We start from the raw sequence: 18,460 nt of genomic DNA, 5'->3' as shown, positions 1-18,460 counted from the left end.
CGGTCTAGGGTGTGTTGTTTGTTTCTACCGATATTTGACCCCGATGGGGTCGGTGATTTGGAAACAGTAGGAATCAATGGAAACAAGTGTTGGCAGGAAGGTTCATAGTCGATGGACCATAGTAAAAAGCGTTTCTGCAATGGATCCATATCAGCCGATATAAAAGGATGTCACCCTGAGGCACTCGAAGGGTGTGCGAAAAGGCCTTCGCCCGCATGGTTCGTGTGCCTCACCATGAAACCCTTCAAGTCTGGTAATACTTTTTGATTTACCAACATTGGTAACAGGCGCTGGTATCCAAATGTTTCCAAATAGTTTTCTTCCTGCTATGAACTATGAACCATCAACCATGAACTACACCCAATCCACCAAAACCTGCCTTGCCTCGCCCAGGCCATATATGCCCAATTCGATCACATCACCAGCTTTAAGGTAAACGGGTGGTTTCATGCCAAGGGCTACGCCTGCGGGGGTGCCTGTGGAGATAATATCGCCGGGCAGTAAGGTCATAAACTGGCTGGTGTATGATACAAGGGTGGGTAAATTAAAGATGAAGTTGGCGGTGGTGCCGTCTTGCATCAGTTTATCATTTACTTTTAACCACAGGCGCAGGTTATGCGGATCGGCTATTTCATCTTTGGTAGCGAAGAAGGGGCCGATAGGCGCAAAGGTGTCGCAGCCTTTACCTTTATCCCAGGTGCCGCCTCTTTCCAATTGGAATTCCCTTTCAGATACGTCATTATGCAGCACATAGCCGGCTATGTAGTCCATCGCGTCAGCTTCATCCACATAGCTTGCTTTTTTGCCGATCACTACCGCCAGTTCCACTTCCCAGTCCGTCTTTACGGAGTTTTTGGGAATGATGATGTTATCATTAGGGCCGGTGATCGCCGTGGTCGATTTCATAAAGATCACCGGTTCGGTTGGCGGCGTAGCATTGGTTTCCCTTGCATGGTCGACATAATTTAAGCCGATACATACTATTTTGGAGGGCCTTGCCAGCGGGCAGCCCAACCTTACATCATCGGCTATTTCGGGAAGTAAATTTCCGTCGATAAAATTGCTTAGCCGGTTTAAGCCATCTGTTTCAAAAAACGATTCCCCGTAATCTTCACCAAATGCAGAGGTATCATATTTTTTGTCGTTTACTATCACACCGGTTTTCTCTTTACCCGGTTCACCAAATCGTATAAGCTTCATGTTTTATGGTTGTTGTTGATATTATCGTTCCTTATTCTAATTCCGCAATCGGCATTCCGACTTTCGCAATCCTCCCAATCAATTGTTTAATGTAATAAACCCGCCGTCTATCGGGTAATCGGTGCCGGTGATAAAACCGGCTTCGTCCGAGCATAAGTATAGTGCCAGTGCCGCCACTTCTTCCGGCTGACCCATACGGCCAATCGGTTGCGATTTGGACAGCTTTTCGAAGATCTCCGCTTCCTTGCCCGCATAATTTTTGGCGATAAAGCCATCCACAAAAGGCGTATGCACCCGCGCAGGGCTGATGCTATTACAGCGGATGCCCTCGTGCAGGTAATCGCGGGCAACAGATAAAGTCATGGCATGGATGGCGCCTTTGCTGGTGGAGTAGGCAAAACGATCCACAATACCCACGCTGGCCGCTATGGATGCTGTGTTTAATATTACACCGCCCTTATTGGCTTTCATTAAAGGGATAGCCGCAAACAGGCAATTGTAAACCCCTTTGATGTTCACATTACAGATCCGGTCGAAATCTGCTTCGCTGGTATTATCGGCACGGCCAATATGGGCAATACCGGCATTGTTTACCAGGATATCAATTTTACCTATTTTATTCATCGTTTCAAGCACCTGCGCATGTTTGCTTACATCGCAGGCATGGCCGAAGGCTTTTCCGCCGGATGCCGTAATTTCGCTAACGGTTTCTGCCGCCGCATCATTATTTAGTTCGATGATATGCACTTCGGCGCCTTGTTTGGCAAAAAGGATAGCCATTGCCTTACCGATGCCGCTTCCGCCGCCGGTTATTATTGCTGATTTATGGGTTAGTTTGAACATTTTTTGCTTCTAAAATCATCCTCCGTTTACTCACCCGACATCGCTTCGCTTGTCTGCCCTCTCTTCCGCAAGCGGTAAAGAGGGCAAAAAAAATAATAACTTCTTCACCCTCTTTATGGCCTGCCATAGAGAGGGTCGGACAGCGTAGCGCATCCGGGGTGAGTAAACTCTACGCCATGCCTTTGGGGCCTATAACGATATTCCCCTCTTCCACGGTATCCAGTCATCCTGCCCCAGCTGAACCGCTTTAGGTTCAGCCTCGCCACTGGCTACCTGGATCACGTAATCCAGGATCCGTTCGCCGGCTTGCTGGATGTTTTCTTCGCCTTCGATAATGGTACCGCAGTTAATATCGATAATATCAGGCATTTTTACTGCCGTAGCTGTATTGGTTGATAGTTTGATCACCGGGGTTACCGGGTTGCCGGTTGGCGTGCCTAAACCTGTGGTAAACAAAACTACGGTGGCTCCTGATCCTACCTCGGCAGTGGTGCTTTCCACATCACTACCGGGAGTGCAAAGCAGGTTTAAGCCGGCTTTTGTAGCTTTCTGCGGATAATCCAGCACATCAGCCACCGGCGAAGTTCCGCCTTTTTTGGCAGCACCGGCTGATTTAATAGCATCGGTAATTAACCCATCCCTGATGTTTCCGGGGGATGGATTAGCATAAAATCCTGAACCATCTGCTTCTGCACGGGCATTATAGGTGGTCATCAGCTGCATAAAATAGTTGGCCTTTTCCTCATCCACACAACGGTCGCTCAGTTCCTGTTCCACACCGCAAAGTTCGGGGAATTCGGATAAGATCACCGAACCACCCATGGATACCAGCAAGTCTGAAACATAGCCCAAGGCCGGGTTAGCCGAGATGCCCGAAAAACCATCGGAGCCACCGCATTCCAGCCCGATGCAAAGTTTGGACAGGGGAGCAGGTTGCCTTTCAGTTTCGTTTGCTTTTACCAGCCCGGCAAAAGTTTGTTTGAGCGCCTGTTGCATCAGTTCGGCTTCGGTGCCGGTTTTTTGCTGCTCCAGTATCACCAGCGGTTTGCTGAAATGAGCATCGCGGGCCTGGATCTCTTGCTGCAGTATGCTTACCTGTGCATTCTGGCAACCCAAACTTAGTATGGTAGCGCCGGCAACGTTGGGGTTGGTAATATAGCCGGCGATGAGCCCGCAAAGAGTTTGCGCATCAGAACGGTTACAGCCGCAGCCCATATCGTGGGTAAGGAATTTGATGCCATCGATATTTTTAAACAGCCGTTTTGATTTTGCCTTATCTGGCGAAGCCTGGATATCGGCATTGATAATTTCTTCAACCGATTTACCGGCCTGGTAAAGACCGATTAACTGATCTACATCAGCCTCGTAACTTTTGGCTTTTTTATAGCCCAGCTTTTCTGATAGGGCTTCTTTTAACACATTGATATTCCGGTTCTCGCAAAAAACCAACGGGATAACTACCCAATAGTTACCGGTACCCACCGAACCATCGGCACGGTGGTAACCCATAAACGTGCGGCCCTCAAATTTGCTGGTATCGGGTTTGTGCCATTCGGTTTTACGTTTACCCAGGTGAAATTCGTCGGAGGCATGATGAACAGTTTGTGTGCTGATCGGCCCGCCTATAGGGATAGGCTGTGTTGCCTTACCTACCAGTACGCCATACATCAGGATCTCGTCATCGGTTTTTAAGTCAACTAAACTGAATTTATGTTTGGCGGCAACATCGGTAGTTAATGCAAATGTATCGCCCTCAAAATTAATGACCGTTCCTGCGGCAAGATCCTGCAGGGCAACCAGTACATTATCATTCGGGTGGATCTTTAAAAATTGTTGTTTTTGAATTGGCATTGTGTTTTTTTAAATTCAACAGGCTATTGAAGTGTTAATTCAACAACAGGTATTTCATACGGTGGTTTTTTCAACGGAACAGTTAATTCCAGGTCATCCTTATTAGCGGCTGACGGTTTTAAAATCAATTCCGAATGGTCATTTAAAAACTGTGCGTATTTTATTTTTCCTTCGTATCCCGGCAGGGTTATTTTGCCGTTGGTAGGGTAATTAAACAAATGTACGTACAAGCGGCCGTTTACTTTGCTGTAGGTCAATTTATCACCTTCAGGTACTTTATAAGCAGCAGGCGCAAAAGTACAATTGTAAATAGCAACGTTATTGGCGTGCATCCAGTACGACAGGCTGTCCAAAGCCCGGGTAGCCCTGTAATCAAATTCGCCGCGGCCGGTTGGGCCAACGTTTAAGATCAGGTTGCCGCCGTTACTTACCGAGGTGATCAGCAAATCCAGCAATTGGCGGTGTGTTTTCCAGCTGTTTTCGTCGCGGTAGTAGCCCCATGATCCTGAAAATGTCTGGCAGGTTTCCCATGTACGGCCCTTATAGGGTGCCAGTTCTGCGGTGCTTACTTGTTCAGGGGTCTCAAAATCGCCGCCATCCTTATAATCATACAAACCAAGCCTGTTATTTACAATAATACCGGGCTGTAGTTTCCTAACCAGCTTTAACAACTCAACCGCACCCCAGTCGTCAGCACCTTTACCATGTTTTGCACCTTTATCCCAACTCCAATCCAGCCACAATACATCAATTTTACCATAATTGGTTAATAATTCGGTGATCTGGTTGCGCATGTACTGGCGGTATTTGGCCATGTCGCGACCTTTATTCAGGCGTTTGTAGTTAGCCTCGGTGGTATCAACCTGTGTAAGCGGGTGTGCATCGTCCATGGTATAATCAGGGTGGTGCCAGTCGAGTAAGGAATAGTAGAAACCAACTTTTAAACCTTGTGAACGGAATGCATTTACATATTCGCGCACCAGGTCGCGTTTGGCATGGGTGTTGGTTGCTTTATAGTCGGTATATTTTGAGTCGAACAAACAAAAACCTTCGTGGTGTTTGGTGGTCATTACGGCATATTTCATACCTGCTGCTTTGGCCTCTTTTGCCCATTTTACCGGGTCGAACAGATCTGGGTTAAACTGGTCGAAATATTTTTGATATTCTTCGTTGGTCAGGTGTTCATTATGTTTTACCCATTCGTGCCGGGCAGCGCCAGAGTATAGGCCGAAATGAATAAACATCCCGAAGCGGCCATCCTGCCACCATTCCATGCGTTTATCTTTTTGCGCGTCGGTTTCGTTGCCAATTCGTTTTTGTTGTGCAAATGCAGGCGAAAAGAGAAAACCCAAACCTACCAGCAGTAATTGTAATTTTTTAAGCATGATTATTTTTTTAGGGTAAAGAATCAAGAACCAGGATTCAAATGTAATATGGAAAAGTTAAAATAAGTTATTTTTATTCAGATTGCTGTCTATTTTACAGTTATAATTGGAAAATCTTATTCATCAAAACCCACTTTTCGCCTTTAAGGGCATTTTTAAGCGGTTGCTGGTATTTCCACATCAGGGTTTCCCATTCCTGTACTTTTGGGTTGGCTGCATCTGCAACGCCCTTTTTTTCGAAACTGAATGTGTCGTCCACCTCCATGATCATAAACAGGCGATTGTCATAACGGTAGATCTCCATATTGGTGATACCTGAGCCGGTGATGCTCTGATGAATTTCGGGCCAGATAGCCACGTGGTATTTTTCGTATTCAGCGATCAATGCAGGGTCGTCCTTAAGATCAAGGGTTAAGCAGTATTTTTTCATTAGGTTGATTAAGTTGAATTGGTTGCCAAAAAGTGATGGACGTTAAATCAAAGGTGGAAAAAAAATAATTACAAAAAAAGCGTTCCGTATCTCACCCCGGAACGCTTCGTTAAGATTTAAAAAAATCAATAACAATCAACTAAATCCAGGCCGGGTATCTCACATCCGGCCTTTTCTCATGCTCCCTTAGGGAACCCTAAGCTCTTTTTATATCGAATTTGGAAATTCATTTTTGTTATAAGACGCCTGTTATTTTTGTTTATTACAATTTTAATTGTCAAATATACACTTTTGTTTAAATATTTCCGGCGGTATGTTTTTTGGTTGATAATTTTATTTAAAACATCGGGCCACCAGGGCCACCGCCCGGGCCGCCTGGTCCACCACCCGGAGGGCCAAACCCACGGCCGGGTCCGCGTTCGGGAGCTTTGCCTGCCATTTTCGAGAATCGGTAAGTAAAAGTTAACAGATAGTATCTGCCTAACCGGTTATAATTTGTTGTTGATGTATAGCTGCTGGTTTGATTGCTTGAGTAACCTGTATTTTGGTTAAATACGTCAAGCACCGAAAAACGCAGTGTGGCCATATTCCCTTTCAGGAACCTGCGTTCCAGGTAGGTGTTAAACACATTGGGATTTTTTGCACCCGGGTAGTTGTAATAAAACGTTTTTGAATAATCGTAGCTATAGGTCCAATCCTTAAACAGATAGTTTTTGCCGTTCAGGCCAACTACCCAGCTCCGGTAGTTATTCAGCAAACCGGCTTGTGGTATGGAGTTTTGTGACGAATTAATGCTGTAAGTAGTGTTTGCCTCTGCATCAATTATATCGGTAATGTCCAGCCTGAAACGGATGCCTTGTGAAGCAGTCAACGTTTTAGCAATATTCTGTTCTCTGTTTTCTGCAAACGTAACCGGCGCTATATCCGTAATGTACGAGATGTTATTGCTGTAGGAATAATTGCCGATCAGGAACAAATTATATTTCCGTTTTTCCCATGGTTTGGCAAATACAAAAAATGCGGATGTTGAATAGTATCCGTCAGTATTTTGATAACTGGTAGCGGTTGTTTTTGATAGATTTTTGTTGGGCGTATATAACTCGGGGTAGTAAATGGTGTTGCTGGCAATATAATTATTTGCCTGTGTAAACGATAAATTGCTGAAGAACACATTACCCGATTCGAAGTTAAAGTGGTTATACCTTAATGAAAACGTGTTATTATACTGCGGGTTTAAGTTGGGGTTACCAATAACAGGGTATAGTGCATTGCTTAAATCAGGCACAGGCTGCAATTGTGTGTAGCTTGGCATAACACTGCTTCCGCTAAAGTTTGCGCTGAATGATTGCGTGCGCGAAAAATTGTAAATAAAGTGCGCGTTGGGCGAAAAATCAAAACTGTTTTTAGGCGAAACATTTGGTGTGCTGCCCTCCAGTTGCGAAGGCTGCGCAGTAACACCTAAAACATAGTTGTATTTTTTTTCGACAAACCGGTAATTAAGGCCGATACGATTAGTTACAAATGTATAATTGTAATTATTACTCAAAGTAGGGTCTTCCACCATCCGCCCTGCGCTGTCCAGGTAATCGGTTTGTTTATCGGATGTAGTGTAGCTGTGCCTGTAATTATAATTCAGCTCCACGTATGATCGTTTGCCGATAGGCTCGATGTAGGAAACATAGGTTCCAAGCGTATCGGTATTGGCATTAGTTGTAATAAACTGGTCGGCAGGAGTAGTTGGAGCAGTGGTGATTTTAAAATAGGTGTTGTCCGGGTTCGCATACTGGTCATTGGTCGACCTGCCAACCCCAACGTTTATGCTGAAATTACGCCCATGGCTATTAAAGCGGTGGTTATACAACACATTAATGCCATAATTGGGCGATGATGAGCGGCTTATTTCCGCAGTATTATAAGCCAGGGCAGTTGTGTCAGCTACCATTTGTCGATAAGTACTGGCTTGCGTTGAATGGACTCCTGCGAATGAATACGATGGACTGATCTTGAAATAATTCAGGGTATCCGGGCGATATTCCATATTAAAGGTAAAGCGATGGTTTATCTTATTGTCAGTTTGGTTGTTGGTGGAGTTTGTGATATTTTTTCCAGCCAGCTGAAAGTTTGTTTGCTGTGTGCTGCTAATGGTGTTTACGGTATTATCAGTAAAACTGTAGCTGCCGTAAACCGTTAATTTTTTGCTCCAGGTATCACGGTAGTTTAAACCGATAGAGCGTGCTGTAGTTATACCATTGGTATTATTGCCGCCTCCCGGAGGGCCGCCCGGTCCGCCACGGCCGCCACCACCGCCACCCGGCCCGCCAAAGTTAAACAGGCTGGTATTAGTGTTGTTGTAATTAGCCAGTATGGCAATCTGCCGGTTGCCGTCAAAGTTAAACATGTTGGCCTGTGCGATGTAGCGTGCGGCATCTTTGGTGCCGTCAACCTGCGGTATAGCATCCTGGCCGCCGCCGCCGCTCACCTGCCCAAATACGCCATGGTTCCTGCTGGCTTTTATGTTAATGTTCAGTATAGTTTCAGGTTCTCCTGTTTTTATACCGGTAAGGTTGGCCTGGTCGCCGTAATCGTTTACAAACTGTACGTTTTGTACCGCATCAGCAGGTAAATTTTGCGTAGCGGTTTTTAAATCCCCTCCAAAAAAATCCTTTCCGTTTACCCGCACCTTGGTTACGCTTTTTCCCTGGAAAGTTACATTGCCGTTAGCGTCAACATCCGCGCCGGGTACTTTTTTGATCACATCCTCAATGGGTGCGCCATCGCGTACCTTATAGGCAGCCGCGTTAAACTCAACCGTATCTTCTTTTATTTTAACAGGTAAAACGTCGGAGATGGTCACCTCCTTCAGCATTTGGCTGGAAGGCTTTAAAATGATGGGCCGCAAAAAAACGGGTTCGGTACTATTGTCTAATGCTATACGTTTTATCACCGGATTAAAGCCTATAGACTGGACCACCAAACTAAACTGTGCTGCTTTAACGCCTTTGAATACAAAGGCGCCCCTGGCATCGGTAGCGGTGGAGATACTATCAGTTGCGGTAATCAGTCTCACTATCGAGCCCGGCAAAGTTACTTTCGCAGAATCGGTAACTGTACCATGAACATCGCGGCCCGTTTGGGCATAGGTATTCGCACCTATCAAAAAGGCGGCTATGAAAAGGTAAAATAATTTCATTTTATCTGTTATTTAGATGTGCAAATCAATAGCAAAGAAACTACAACCCGAAATGCAATAGACAAAGGCTGTAAATGAGTAGATAAAAGCCCTGCTTTGACCTATAAAATAACCGTTGGAGCTTACATAGAGCCAAAAGGGCTATTTGAAGATTATTTTGGGCTGCCCGTCGGTGAACTAAAGCCACTGATAGATTATTATTGCCTTTAAGTAGTTTACATTTGTAAGTTTGTTGATTGGTTGATTAAGTTGCTTAGGTTGAATAAGTTAATTGGTTTTTTTCTTTACTGAAATGTAAAACAATGCCCGCAATTCAACTTAATCAACTGCTCACTCAATCAACCTAATCAACTTTAAATGAAATGATACTTACAAAATCAAAAAGCAAACTGGTAACCGTGGTCATCCATTTATTAATTTGGGCGGTTTTCGGGACGATCTATTTCACCCAGCCATTGTCGTGGCGGATCTCGGTGCCCTACCAGTTGTGGGTAAAAAATGGGCTTATTTTAGCCCTGCTTGTGGTAGCTTATTATCTCAACGCAATAGTATTGGTGCCCCGGTTTTTGTTGAAAAACCACACGGGCCTTTATATGCTAATTGTTTTGGGAGTTGTGGCGGTAGTAGTTTTTTTAAACAGCTATTTTGATTACTGGCTAAACCTGCATCAATTAATTGACGAAGCGTTTCACAAACAGGGGCCGCCAAGGCATCACAGGCCACCGGGCCATCAATGGGATATCAGTATGATCGTCGCCATGGTAAGCACATGCGCGTTGGTGATCGGCATAAGCACAAGTATTATTACCATACAAAAATGGCAAAACGATAAGCAAAAACACCAGGAAATGGAACAGGATAAGATCAGTTCTGAACTGTCATTCCTGAAGGCGCAGATCAACCCTCATTTCTTTTTCAATACTTTAAATAATATTTATGCGCTTACGCTGGTCAATGTGGATACTTCCCGCAAAGCTATTCACCAGCTTTCGCGGATGATGCGGTATGTATTGTACGATACCCAAAACACCACGACGCAGCTGAGCCAGGAGATCGCTTTTGTGAAAGATTATATCAGCCTGATGCAATTACGTTTGACCGATGCGGTTAAAATTAATTATTCTTCGCCGGCAATATTAAGGGATGTCGCGATTGCACCCATGATATTTTTACCATTTGTGGAAAATGCTTTTAAACACGGCGTAAGTGCCACGCAGCCCAGCTATATCAATATTAATATCAGCCAGCAAAACTCCTCGGTTGAATTAAAGGTGGTGAATACGATTATTAAGGAACAAAATAATAACTTAGAGGCAGGCAGCGGTATCGGCCTTAACAATACCCGGCGCAGGCTTGACCTGTTATACCCGGGCAAATACGAATTAAAAATTGAAGAAGACCACACCGAAAATATTTATTCCGTTCATTTAACGCTCCACCTGTCATGATATTAAATTGCATAGCTGTTGACGATGAACCCCTGGCCCTGGGCCTGGTTAGTTCATTTATTGAACAAACACCTTTTTTGAACCTGGTTGGCCGGTTTTCAAGTGCGGTGGATGCCTTAAAGGCCATCCATTCACAAAAAATAGATGTGTTGTTCCTCGATATTCAAATGCCTGATTTGAACGGGATTGAACTGGCACGCGTGCTGGATAACAGCAAGGCCAATAAACCACGTATCATATTTACTACAGCCTACAACCAGTTCGCGCTGGAAGGCTATAAAGTTGACGCGCTTGACTACCTGTTAAAGCCATTTAACTACGAAGAGTTTTTGCATGCCGCCACCAGGGCTTTAAATTATGCCGAACTGGTTGAAAAATCAAATGCCCCTGCTGCAGCGGCAACCTCCGCGGCTGGTGTTGCGGAAGAACGCTTAGAGGATGAATACCTGTTTTTAAAGGTAGAATACCAACTGGTGCGTATCTCCTTAAATGATATTTTGTATATTGAAGGCTTAAAGGATTATGTAAAAGTTTGGCTGAAGAGCGCCGAAAAGCCCATTCTTTCGTTAACCAGCCTGAAATCGCTTGAAGAAAAATTGCCGTCGAAAAAATTTATGCGCGTTCACAGGTCCTTTATCGTATCGCTCGATAAAATAAATTCTATTACCCGCAACGCATTGCAAATAGGAAAAGTCAATATTACCGTTGGCGATCAGTATAAAGAAGCGTTCAGCCAGTTTTTGAGCAAATGGGTTTAGTTAGGTTGTAAATGTTGTAAGGTTGAAAAGTTAGAATGATGCTTCGCCGATATAATATTAACCCGAAATGCGCAAAGGTTTAAAAATATTAGTGATTGATTGAAGATTTTTGCATCCAAACAAAATACTGACCAGTTGCGGCCGCTGGTAGCAAATTTGAGGAAAAGGCCAATTATGACACAAGGAAAATAATGATATTAAATCTATTGACAATACTATTAAACAAAGCGATTATCTTTGCCCGCTTACTTATTCTTTTTACTCACCACAATTTAATGAACTTCAGTAAAAGTCGACACCGCGCATATGGCGCTCAAATAACACCAGGCAGTGTGCAAAAATTAACGATAGTGGTTTTAATGCCCTGTTTGTTGTTTTTATTTTCGTGCGGGAATAAGAATGCGCAGAAGAATGCCATGTTTGCACAGGGGCCCGGCACCTACAAAGTAGTTACCCTGCAGCCCCGGACGGTAACTTTGAGTACCGACTACCCCGCAAGTATCCAGGGCTTACAAAACATTGAGATAAGGCCTAAAGTTGACGGCTATATTGAAAAGATCTTTGTTGATGAAGGATCGCTGGTAAAAAAAGGGCAGCTGTTATTTAAAATAAACGCCCCGCAATATGAGCAGGATGTACGTACCGCCCAGGCCGGCATTAAAACCGCCGAAGCCGATGTAAATACTGCCACGTTGCAGGTGAACAAAGTGAAGCCGCTGGTTGAAAAAGACATCATCAGCCATTATGAACTTGAATCGGCGCAACTGACCTTGCAAACTAAGGAAGCAGCGCTTGCACAAGCCAGAGCGGCGCTGGAAAACGCCAGGATCAACCTGGGGTACACCACTATTTTAAGCCCTGTGGATGGCGTTATTGGTTCGCTGCCCTATAAGCTTGGAAGCCTGGTTTCAGCTACCACAGCTGAACCTTTAACCACGGTTTATAACACAGCGAACGTTTATGCTTATTTTGCGATGAACGAAAAGCAATTGCTTGATTTTACCCGCGACAGCACCGGTAATACCAGCTTTAAATCGAAATTAAATAAAATCCCCCAGGTTACCCTGGTACTTTCAGATGGAACGATATACGACTACAAAGGTAAAGTGGAAACCGTAAACGGGTTGATCAATACCACAACCGGTTCGGCAAATTTCAGGGCTGGCTTCGCTAACCCCAAAGGGCTTTTGCGCAGCGGCAGCAGTGCATCGGTTCGGATACCTAAAACAGTGAAAGATGCCATTATTGTACCTCAAAACGTTACCTACGAATTGCAGGACAAGCGTTTTGTATTCGCAGTAGATAATCAAAACAAGGTAAAGAATGTCGCGATCACTGTAATGGAAAATACACCGGGGCAGTTTTACATTGTAACCGGCGGATTGAAAAGCGGAGATCGGATCATTGCCGAAGGCGCAAATAATATAAAAGACGGTACAGAAATTAAACCTGTTGAAGTTAGCGCTGAATCGGTTTATAAAGATCTGAAATAAGACCCGATTAACGTAGAGACGCAATATTTTGCGTCTCTACGCTTACAAATAATTATACATTCAGGCAAAATCTGAGACGCAAAGTTTTGCGTCTCTACATGAAAATAATATGCTAAAAAGATTCATTGAGCGCCCTGTACTTTCCACAGTTATTTCGGTGCTGCTGGTTATTCTGGGTATCATCGGGTTAATCAACCTGCCGATCTCGCAATACCCCGATATCGCACCTCCAACTGTAAATGTATCTGCTAATTATAGCGGTGCCAACGCGGATGTGGTACTTAAAAGTGTGATCATCCCGCTGGAGGAACAGATCAACGGCGTGGAAAACATGACCTACATGACCTCGTCTGCAGGTAATGACGGCTCCGCTTCCATCCAGATCTTCTTTAAAGTAGGCACCAACCCCGACCTGGCCGCAGTAAACGTTCAGAACCGCGTGGCGAGGGCAACCAGCCTGTTGCCCCAGGTAGTAACGCAGGCGGGTGTTACCGTTACCAAAAGCCAGAACAGTAACCTGCTGATATTTACCTTATACAGCAAGGATAAAACTTATGATGCCACTTTTTTACAGAATTATGCAAAGATAAACCTGGTGCCTGATATACAGCGTGTAAACGGTGTGGGTACGGTTCAGATCTTCACCCAAAGGGATTATTCTATGCGGATCTGGCTGAAGCCTGATGTAATGTCAAGATACGGGCTGGTACCGGATGATGTTACCCAGGCTTTGAACGACCAGAATATTGAGGCCGCGCCTGGCAAGTTTGGTGAAAATAGCAATGAATCATTTCAATACGTAATAAGGTATACCGGCCGCTTAAAAAGCGCGAAAGAATTTGGTGATATCGTGCTTAGATCAGCAGGTAAAGGGCAATTGCTCCGGTTAAGTGACGTGGCACGTATTGAATTAGGCGCGCAGGATTACTCAGTGGACCTGCGGGCTAATGGCAAGCCTGCGATCGGTGTGGGTATATCCCAGGCGGCGGGCTCCAATGCCCGTAATGTGATCAATGACACAAAGGTCATTTTAGAAACAGCCCGCGCGGCTTTTCCTAAAGGCATCGACATGATCTACATGGTTGACGCTAATGAATACCTTAACGCCTCTATCGACAAGGTGATCCACACGCTGATAGAAGCCTTTATCCTGGTATTTATCGTGGTATTTATTTTCCTGCAGGATTTTCGTTCAACGCTTATCCCGGCCATAGCGGTACCGGTGGCTATTGTGGGCACGTTCTTCTTTTTAAACCTGTTCGGTTTCACCATCAACCTGCTTACGCTTTTTGCCATGGTGCTTGCCATTGGTATTGTGGTGGACGACGCTATTGTAGTGGTTGAGGCAGTGCATGCCAAGCTGGATAAAGGCTATAAATCTGCCCGAAAGGCTTCAGTTGACGCCATGAGCGAGATCGCGGGCGCAATTGTGTCCATTACGCTGGTAATGTCGGCGGTGTTTTTGCCGGTTACGTTTATTACCGGGTCTACAGGGGTGTTTTATAAGCAGTTTGGTATAACGCTGGCGGTGGCTATCTTACTTTCCGCAGTGAACGCGTTAACCCTTAGCCCTGCACTTTGTGCGATATTATTAAGACCACATTCCGAAGAAGAAAAGAAAAAGCGGTTTTTCAACTTTTTCTATCACCGCTTTGATGTGGTTTTTGACTCAGTAAAAAAGAGATACGAACGTTCGGTCGGGTTTTTGGCCGGCAAAAAATGGATAGTGGTGGTTGTGATTGTTCTTTTTGCGGCATCGTTGGCCTTCCTGATCAAAACCACGCCTTCCAGTTTTGTACCAAGCGAGGATCAGGGTACTATTTTTGCCAGTGTAAGTTTACCACCTGCCGCGGGTCTGCAACGTACCCAGGCCATTACCAAAAAGATTGATAGCATAGCCCATACATTGCCGGCAGTAAAAAATACGCTGCAAATAGTTGGCTTTAACTTTTTGGCCGGCAGTGGCAGCGCCTACGGCATGGTGATCGTTAAGCTTAAAACCTGGGACGACAGGCCGCATGATAATATCGAAAGTGTCATCGGGCAGCTTTATGCTAAGACAGGAAACCTTCATGAGGCTAAAATATTCTATTTCTCGCCGCCCACCATCCAGGGCTTTGGCGCAGGTAATGGCTTTACTTTCCAGTTGCAGGACAAGGGCGGGAACAGTATGGCCGACATCTTTAAAGTTTCCAATGAATTTCTGGCTGCATTAAACAAACGCCCCGAAATTCAAAATACCAATACTTCTTTCAATCCTAATTTTCCGCAGTACCAGGTGGCAGTGAATGTGCCAAAATGCAAAGAAGCCGGTATTTCCGTTAATTCGGTGGTAACCACACTCCAGGGGTACTATGGCGGCTTATACGCTTCCAACTTTAACCAGTTTGGCAAGCAGTTCCGCGTAATGGTACAGGCCGATTATGCTTACCGTGCCAACGCTACCGGTTTGAGCAAAATATTTGTGAGGAGCGCCGATGGTACCATGGCGCCTATTACCGAATTTATCACACTAACAAAAGTTTCCGGCCCCGAGGCAATCCAAAGGTTCAATTTATTTACCGCGGTTTCTGTTAACGGGCAGCCCAAACCGGGCTACAGTACAGGTGATGCGATCAATGCCATTAAAGCTGTCGCCGCCGAGAAGCTTCCACCAAGTTACGGTTATGATTTTTCGGGCCTTACCCGCGAGGAAATTGCCTCCGGCACGCAATCGCTTTACATCTTTATGCTTTGCCTGGTATTTGTTTACTTTTTATTGAGTGCCCAGTATGAAAGCTATGTTTTGCCTTTTGCAGTTTTATTGTCGTTACCAATAGGTTTAACCGGTACTTATTTGTTCGCCAGGATCTTCGGTATCGACAGCAATATTTATGTACAGATCTCGCTCATTATGCTCATCGGCTTGTTATCAAAGAATGCGATACTGATCGTTGAATTTGCACTCGACCGCAGGCGAGCCGGAATGCCGATTGTACAGGCGGCTATTGAAGGCGCTGAAGCCCGTTTGAGGCCGATTTTAATGACCTCCTTCGCGTTTATCTTCGGTATTATGCCATTGATGTTTGCAACCGGTGCCGGTGCGCTGGGTAACCGCTCCATCGGTACAGGTGCAGTTGGTGGCATGCTGATCGGTACCGTATTCGGCATATTTGCCATCCCGGTACTGTTCATCATTTTCCAAACTTTCCAGGAAAAACTCCGTAGCAAAAGGCACCATGATGAGGATGAAGAAGAAATAACAACTGCCGGTTAATATCCGGGACGAAAAGAAATTGACAATGCGTAAATCCATTATAAAATATATCCTGTTTATAACCGCCCTTACCGGCGCTTCATTATCGTGCAAGGTAACCAAGCCTTTTCAGGATGCCGGTACGGTAACGAACGACTTGTATCGCGGGCAAAATTCAACAGATACAACTACTATTGCCACGCTGCCCTGGGGAAGCCTTTTTGCTGACACGATATTAAATGGCTTAATAAAGGAAGGGCTTTATAATAACCTGGACTTGAAAACAGCTATTCAAAAAATAGCCGAGGCACAGGCAGCACTCGGGCAAGCCAGCGGGGCGCTATTACCCTCATTAAGCGGTAATGCCACCGTTACCCGTTCGAAGCAGTCGGCGGCCAGTTTAAACTTACCGGCTGGTTATTCGGTTAATGCTTCAACAACATCCTACCAGCTTGGTTTAAGCTCATCGTGGGAAGCGGATATCTGGGGTAAGCTTGGCAGCGCCAAAAAAGCCGCTTATGCCAATTTATTGCAAAGTGATGCCGCAAAAAGGGCGGTGCAAACCCAACTGATCGCTGATATTGCTAATAACTATTATAATTTGCTGGCGCTTGATAAACAATTGGAGATTACCAACCAGGCGGTGCAATTCCGTATAAAAGATGTGGAAACCATGAAGGCCCTGAAAGAGGGCGATGTGGTTACCGGCGCTGCCGTAGTACAAAGCGAAGCCAACCGTTATGCTGCCGAGGTTGCGATCCCCGATATTAAACGCAGCATCCGCGAAACAGAGAATGCCATCGATCTGCTGCTTGGCCGTCCGCCGGGCGTGGTAAACCGCGCCAAACTGGACGACCAGAAGCCAGTAAGTAACCTGCAAACCGGCATTCCGTCGCAGTTATTACAAAACCGCCCTGATATACAGCAGGCTCAATACGCTTTCAGGGCTGCTTTTGAAAATACCAATCAGGCACGCACTTACTTTTACCCGGCACTTACCATTACTGCAGCGGGCGGTTTCTCCAATTTAACGCTGAAGGATTTTTTCGTCAATTCAATTTTCTACAATATTGCCGCTGGCTTAACCCAGCCTATTTTTAACCATGGCATTAATAAAGCAAGGTTAAAAACAGCCCAGGCGCAGCAAATGGAGGCGCTTAATAATTTTCAGCAAACGTTATTGGTGGCAGGGCAGGAGGTATCCAACGCGCTTTATGCTTACCAGACAGGTATTGAAAAGGATACCGCAAGAACGAAAGAGATTGAAGCATTAACTAAATCGGTTGATTATACCGAACAACTATTGCGGTACAGCTCGGCAACCAATTATAACGACGTGCTCATTGCTGAACAATCATTGCTGGCTGCGCGGATCAGCGGTATTAACGACCGCTTGCAACAGTTACAGGCAATTGTGAACTTGTACCGGGCGCTTGGTGGTGGGTGGAGATAAATGTCTTTGGTTGTTTTGATAATGTTTGCTATTTTTAAACTGAATAGCTGTAATAAGTTATAGCGTTTAAAAGCCTTGTCAATTTCAACTCAATAAATGAAAATTCGCGAAATAGTTAATATTACCGTTCTCGTTTTAATACCGGCATCATTAATTTATTCAGGTGTTTCTACCTACCTGCATCACCGTTGTGCAAATAGCTTTGGACCTGAATTTAATGAAAAACGAAAGGAACTGCATATTCCAATAATTCCTGCAGACTGGCCGGTTTACCATAAAGATGAAAATTCGACGATCTGGCAGGAGCCGAAGGTCAAAAAAGGACACGGTTTCAAATTGGTAGCTTATAACGGTTGCGAATTAGACCTTGAAGAAGATCATTTTTATTTTAGTTCAAAAAAATTGCAGGACACGGTTTTAACAATGGATCATAGCTATGTTAACTCCCAACGAAAAAGAGATTCTACAGTTTTCACATTACATATAGGTAACCGACTTGATACTATCAGGCGGAAACAAGCCGACAGTATTTTTACTGCCTATAAAATAAATAAGGATTATTGAGGTAATTTAATTAGGTGTAAATTAGCATTAATAAAATTACTGCCATGGAAGAAGAAATCTGCAAACATCTTACTGCTATAAAACACCTTAAACATGCAAAAGACTATGTATGTGAAGAGTGTGTAAAAACACATGATACCTGGATGCACCTGCGTACCTGCCAGGAATGCGGCGTGACGCTTTGCTGCGACAGTTCGCCCAACCAGCATGCCAGCAAACATGCCCATGCAAGTGGCCACCCCGTAGTGATCTCTGCCGAACCCGGCGAACGCTGGCTGTGGTGTTATGTGGATGAGGAAATGGTGGAGTATTAGTCGAAAGTACTCCGTTATTAGTTTCGCAACTAACTGGTGTCATGTCATTAATAAATTGACGTTAAGGCTTTATCAGCACTGCTTAAAAATACCGGGAGGAGGTTATATAAAATAGTGTAAACCCTATTTTAATAAATAAGCATATAAATAACTCATTATTAAATATTTACAAAATGAAAGCCCTTGAATGTGTAAACCTTTTGTAAACCCTTTTTGCGTTCAATGAACTTGTAGATTGACGATTGGTCAATTTATAGTTGACACGACATCAGGCTAGAAAAAAAATAAAAGCCGGT

Annotated in this window: 13 protein-coding genes; 7 read left to right on the top strand and 6 right to left on the bottom strand. The window is 44.6% G+C overall.

Annotated features, from left to right (window positions below; translation table 11 throughout):
• Positions 1 to 354 precede the first annotated feature (354 nt).
• The 6 genes from QZY09_RS15060 to QZY09_RS15035 all read right to left on the bottom strand — a co-directional run bounded on the left by QZY09_RS15060 (position 355) and on the right by QZY09_RS15035 (position 8,899).
• Positions 355 to 1,200, bottom strand: a complete 846-nt coding sequence (locus tag QZY09_RS15060; RefSeq protein WP_295673681.1) for a fumarylacetoacetate hydrolase family protein — start codon at positions 1,198 to 1,200, stop codon at positions 355 to 357.
• A gap of 78 nt (positions 1,201 to 1,278) precedes the next feature.
• Positions 1,279 to 2,043, bottom strand: coding sequence for an SDR family NAD(P)-dependent oxidoreductase (locus tag QZY09_RS15055; protein WP_295673679.1), 765 nt, complete (start codon positions 2,041 to 2,043; stop codon positions 1,279 to 1,281).
• A 189-nt stretch (positions 2,044 to 2,232) separates the two neighbouring features.
• Positions 2,233 to 3,894 carry a UxaA family hydrolase gene (locus QZY09_RS15050; protein ID WP_295673678.1) on the bottom strand — a complete coding sequence of 554 codons (1,662 nt, stop codon included), beginning with the start codon at positions 3,892 to 3,894 and terminating at the stop codon, positions 2,233 to 2,235.
• Between the two features lie 23 nt (positions 3,895 to 3,917).
• Positions 3,918 to 5,279 (bottom strand): alpha-L-fucosidase, encoded by a 1,362-nt coding sequence (locus QZY09_RS15045; RefSeq protein ID WP_295673677.1) that lies wholly within the window; start codon positions 5,277 to 5,279, stop codon positions 3,918 to 3,920.
• A 100-nt stretch (positions 5,280 to 5,379) separates the two neighbouring features.
• Positions 5,380 to 5,709: an L-rhamnose mutarotase gene (locus QZY09_RS15040; protein ID WP_295673676.1), complete on the bottom strand. Its 330-nt coding sequence runs from the start codon at positions 5,707 to 5,709 to the stop codon at positions 5,380 to 5,382.
• A gap of 337 nt (positions 5,710 to 6,046) precedes the next feature.
• Positions 6,047 to 8,899, bottom strand: coding sequence for an outer membrane beta-barrel protein (locus tag QZY09_RS15035; protein ID WP_295673674.1), 2,853 nt, complete (start codon positions 8,897 to 8,899; stop codon positions 6,047 to 6,049).
• A 362-nt stretch (positions 8,900 to 9,261) separates the two neighbouring features.
• Here QZY09_RS15035 and QZY09_RS15030 point away from each other — a divergent pair, with 362 nt between their 5' ends.
• The 7 genes from QZY09_RS15030 (at position 9,262) to QZY09_RS15000 (ending at position 18,164) form a co-directional block, all read left to right on the top strand.
• On the top strand, positions 9,262 to 10,347 hold the full coding sequence (locus QZY09_RS15030) for a sensor histidine kinase (protein WP_295673673.1): 1,086 nt from the start codon (positions 9,262 to 9,264) through the stop codon (positions 10,345 to 10,347).
• Complete coding sequence (locus tag QZY09_RS15025; RefSeq protein WP_295673671.1) at positions 10,344 to 11,105, top strand: LytTR family DNA-binding domain-containing protein; 762 nt, start codon at positions 10,344 to 10,346, stop codon at positions 11,103 to 11,105. Before QZY09_RS15030 ends, QZY09_RS15025 begins: the two co-directional genes overlap by 4 nt.
• Positions 11,106 to 11,380: 275 nt before the next feature.
• A complete protein-coding gene (locus QZY09_RS15020; RefSeq protein ID WP_295673670.1) occupies positions 11,381 to 12,598 on the top strand; it encodes an efflux RND transporter periplasmic adaptor subunit in 1,218 nt (405 codons plus the stop codon).
• Between the two features lie 109 nt (positions 12,599 to 12,707).
• A complete protein-coding gene (locus tag QZY09_RS15015) occupies positions 12,708 to 15,854 on the top strand; it encodes an efflux RND transporter permease subunit (RefSeq protein WP_295673669.1) in 3,147 nt (1,048 codons plus the stop codon).
• Positions 15,855 to 15,879: 25 nt separating this feature from the next.
• Positions 15,880 to 17,286, top strand: coding sequence for an efflux transporter outer membrane subunit (locus QZY09_RS15010; protein WP_295673667.1), 1,407 nt, complete (start codon positions 15,880 to 15,882; stop codon positions 17,284 to 17,286).
• Between the two features lie 96 nt (positions 17,287 to 17,382).
• Positions 17,383 to 17,850 carry a hypothetical protein gene (locus QZY09_RS15005; protein WP_295673665.1) on the top strand — a complete coding sequence of 156 codons (468 nt, stop codon included), beginning with the start codon at positions 17,383 to 17,385 and terminating at the stop codon, positions 17,848 to 17,850.
• Between the two features lie 44 nt (positions 17,851 to 17,894).
• On the top strand, positions 17,895 to 18,164 hold the full coding sequence (locus QZY09_RS15000) for a UBP-type zinc finger domain-containing protein (protein WP_295673664.1): 270 nt from the start codon (positions 17,895 to 17,897) through the stop codon (positions 18,162 to 18,164).
• The last annotated feature ends 296 nt before the right edge of the window (positions 18,165 to 18,460 follow it).

It is taken from the genome of uncultured Mucilaginibacter sp., from assembly GCF_903913935.1.
Taxonomy (GTDB): Bacteria; Bacteroidota; Bacteroidia; order Sphingobacteriales; family Sphingobacteriaceae; genus Mucilaginibacter.
Note: the sequence above shows the minus strand (reverse complement) of the source record. Positions and strands in the feature narration are given on the sequence as shown.

Excerpts from the sequence above, each read along its gene's own strand:
- QZY09_RS15060 (WP_295673681.1), bottom strand. The coding sequence starts at position 1,200 with ATGAAGCTTATACGATTTGGTGAACCGGGTAAAGAGAAAACCGGTGTG.
- QZY09_RS15055 (WP_295673679.1), bottom strand. The coding sequence starts at position 2,043 with ATGTTCAAACTAACCCATAAATCAGCAATAATAACCGGCGGCGGAAGC.
- QZY09_RS15050 (WP_295673678.1), bottom strand. The coding sequence starts at position 3,894 with ATGCCAATTCAAAAACAACAATTTTTAAAGATCCACCCGAATGATAAT.
- QZY09_RS15045 (WP_295673677.1), bottom strand. The coding sequence starts at position 5,279 with ATGCTTAAAAAATTACAATTACTGCTGGTAGGTTTGGGTTTTCTCTTT.
- QZY09_RS15040 (WP_295673676.1), bottom strand. The coding sequence starts at position 5,709 with ATGAAAAAATACTGCTTAACCCTTGATCTTAAGGACGACCCTGCATTG.
- QZY09_RS15035 (WP_295673674.1), bottom strand. The coding sequence starts at position 8,899 with ATGAAATTATTTTACCTTTTCATAGCCGCCTTTTTGATAGGTGCGAAT.
- QZY09_RS15030 (WP_295673673.1), top strand. The coding sequence starts at position 9,262 with ATGATACTTACAAAATCAAAAAGCAAACTGGTAACCGTGGTCATCCAT.
- QZY09_RS15025 (WP_295673671.1), top strand. The coding sequence starts at position 10,344 with ATGATATTAAATTGCATAGCTGTTGACGATGAACCCCTGGCCCTGGGC.
- QZY09_RS15020 (WP_295673670.1), top strand. The coding sequence starts at position 11,381 with ATGAACTTCAGTAAAAGTCGACACCGCGCATATGGCGCTCAAATAACA.
- QZY09_RS15015 (WP_295673669.1), top strand. The coding sequence starts at position 12,708 with ATGCTAAAAAGATTCATTGAGCGCCCTGTACTTTCCACAGTTATTTCG.
- QZY09_RS15010 (WP_295673667.1), top strand. The coding sequence starts at position 15,880 with ATGCGTAAATCCATTATAAAATATATCCTGTTTATAACCGCCCTTACC.
- QZY09_RS15005 (WP_295673665.1), top strand. The coding sequence starts at position 17,383 with ATGAAAATTCGCGAAATAGTTAATATTACCGTTCTCGTTTTAATACCG.
- QZY09_RS15000 (WP_295673664.1), top strand. The coding sequence starts at position 17,895 with ATGGAAGAAGAAATCTGCAAACATCTTACTGCTATAAAACACCTTAAA.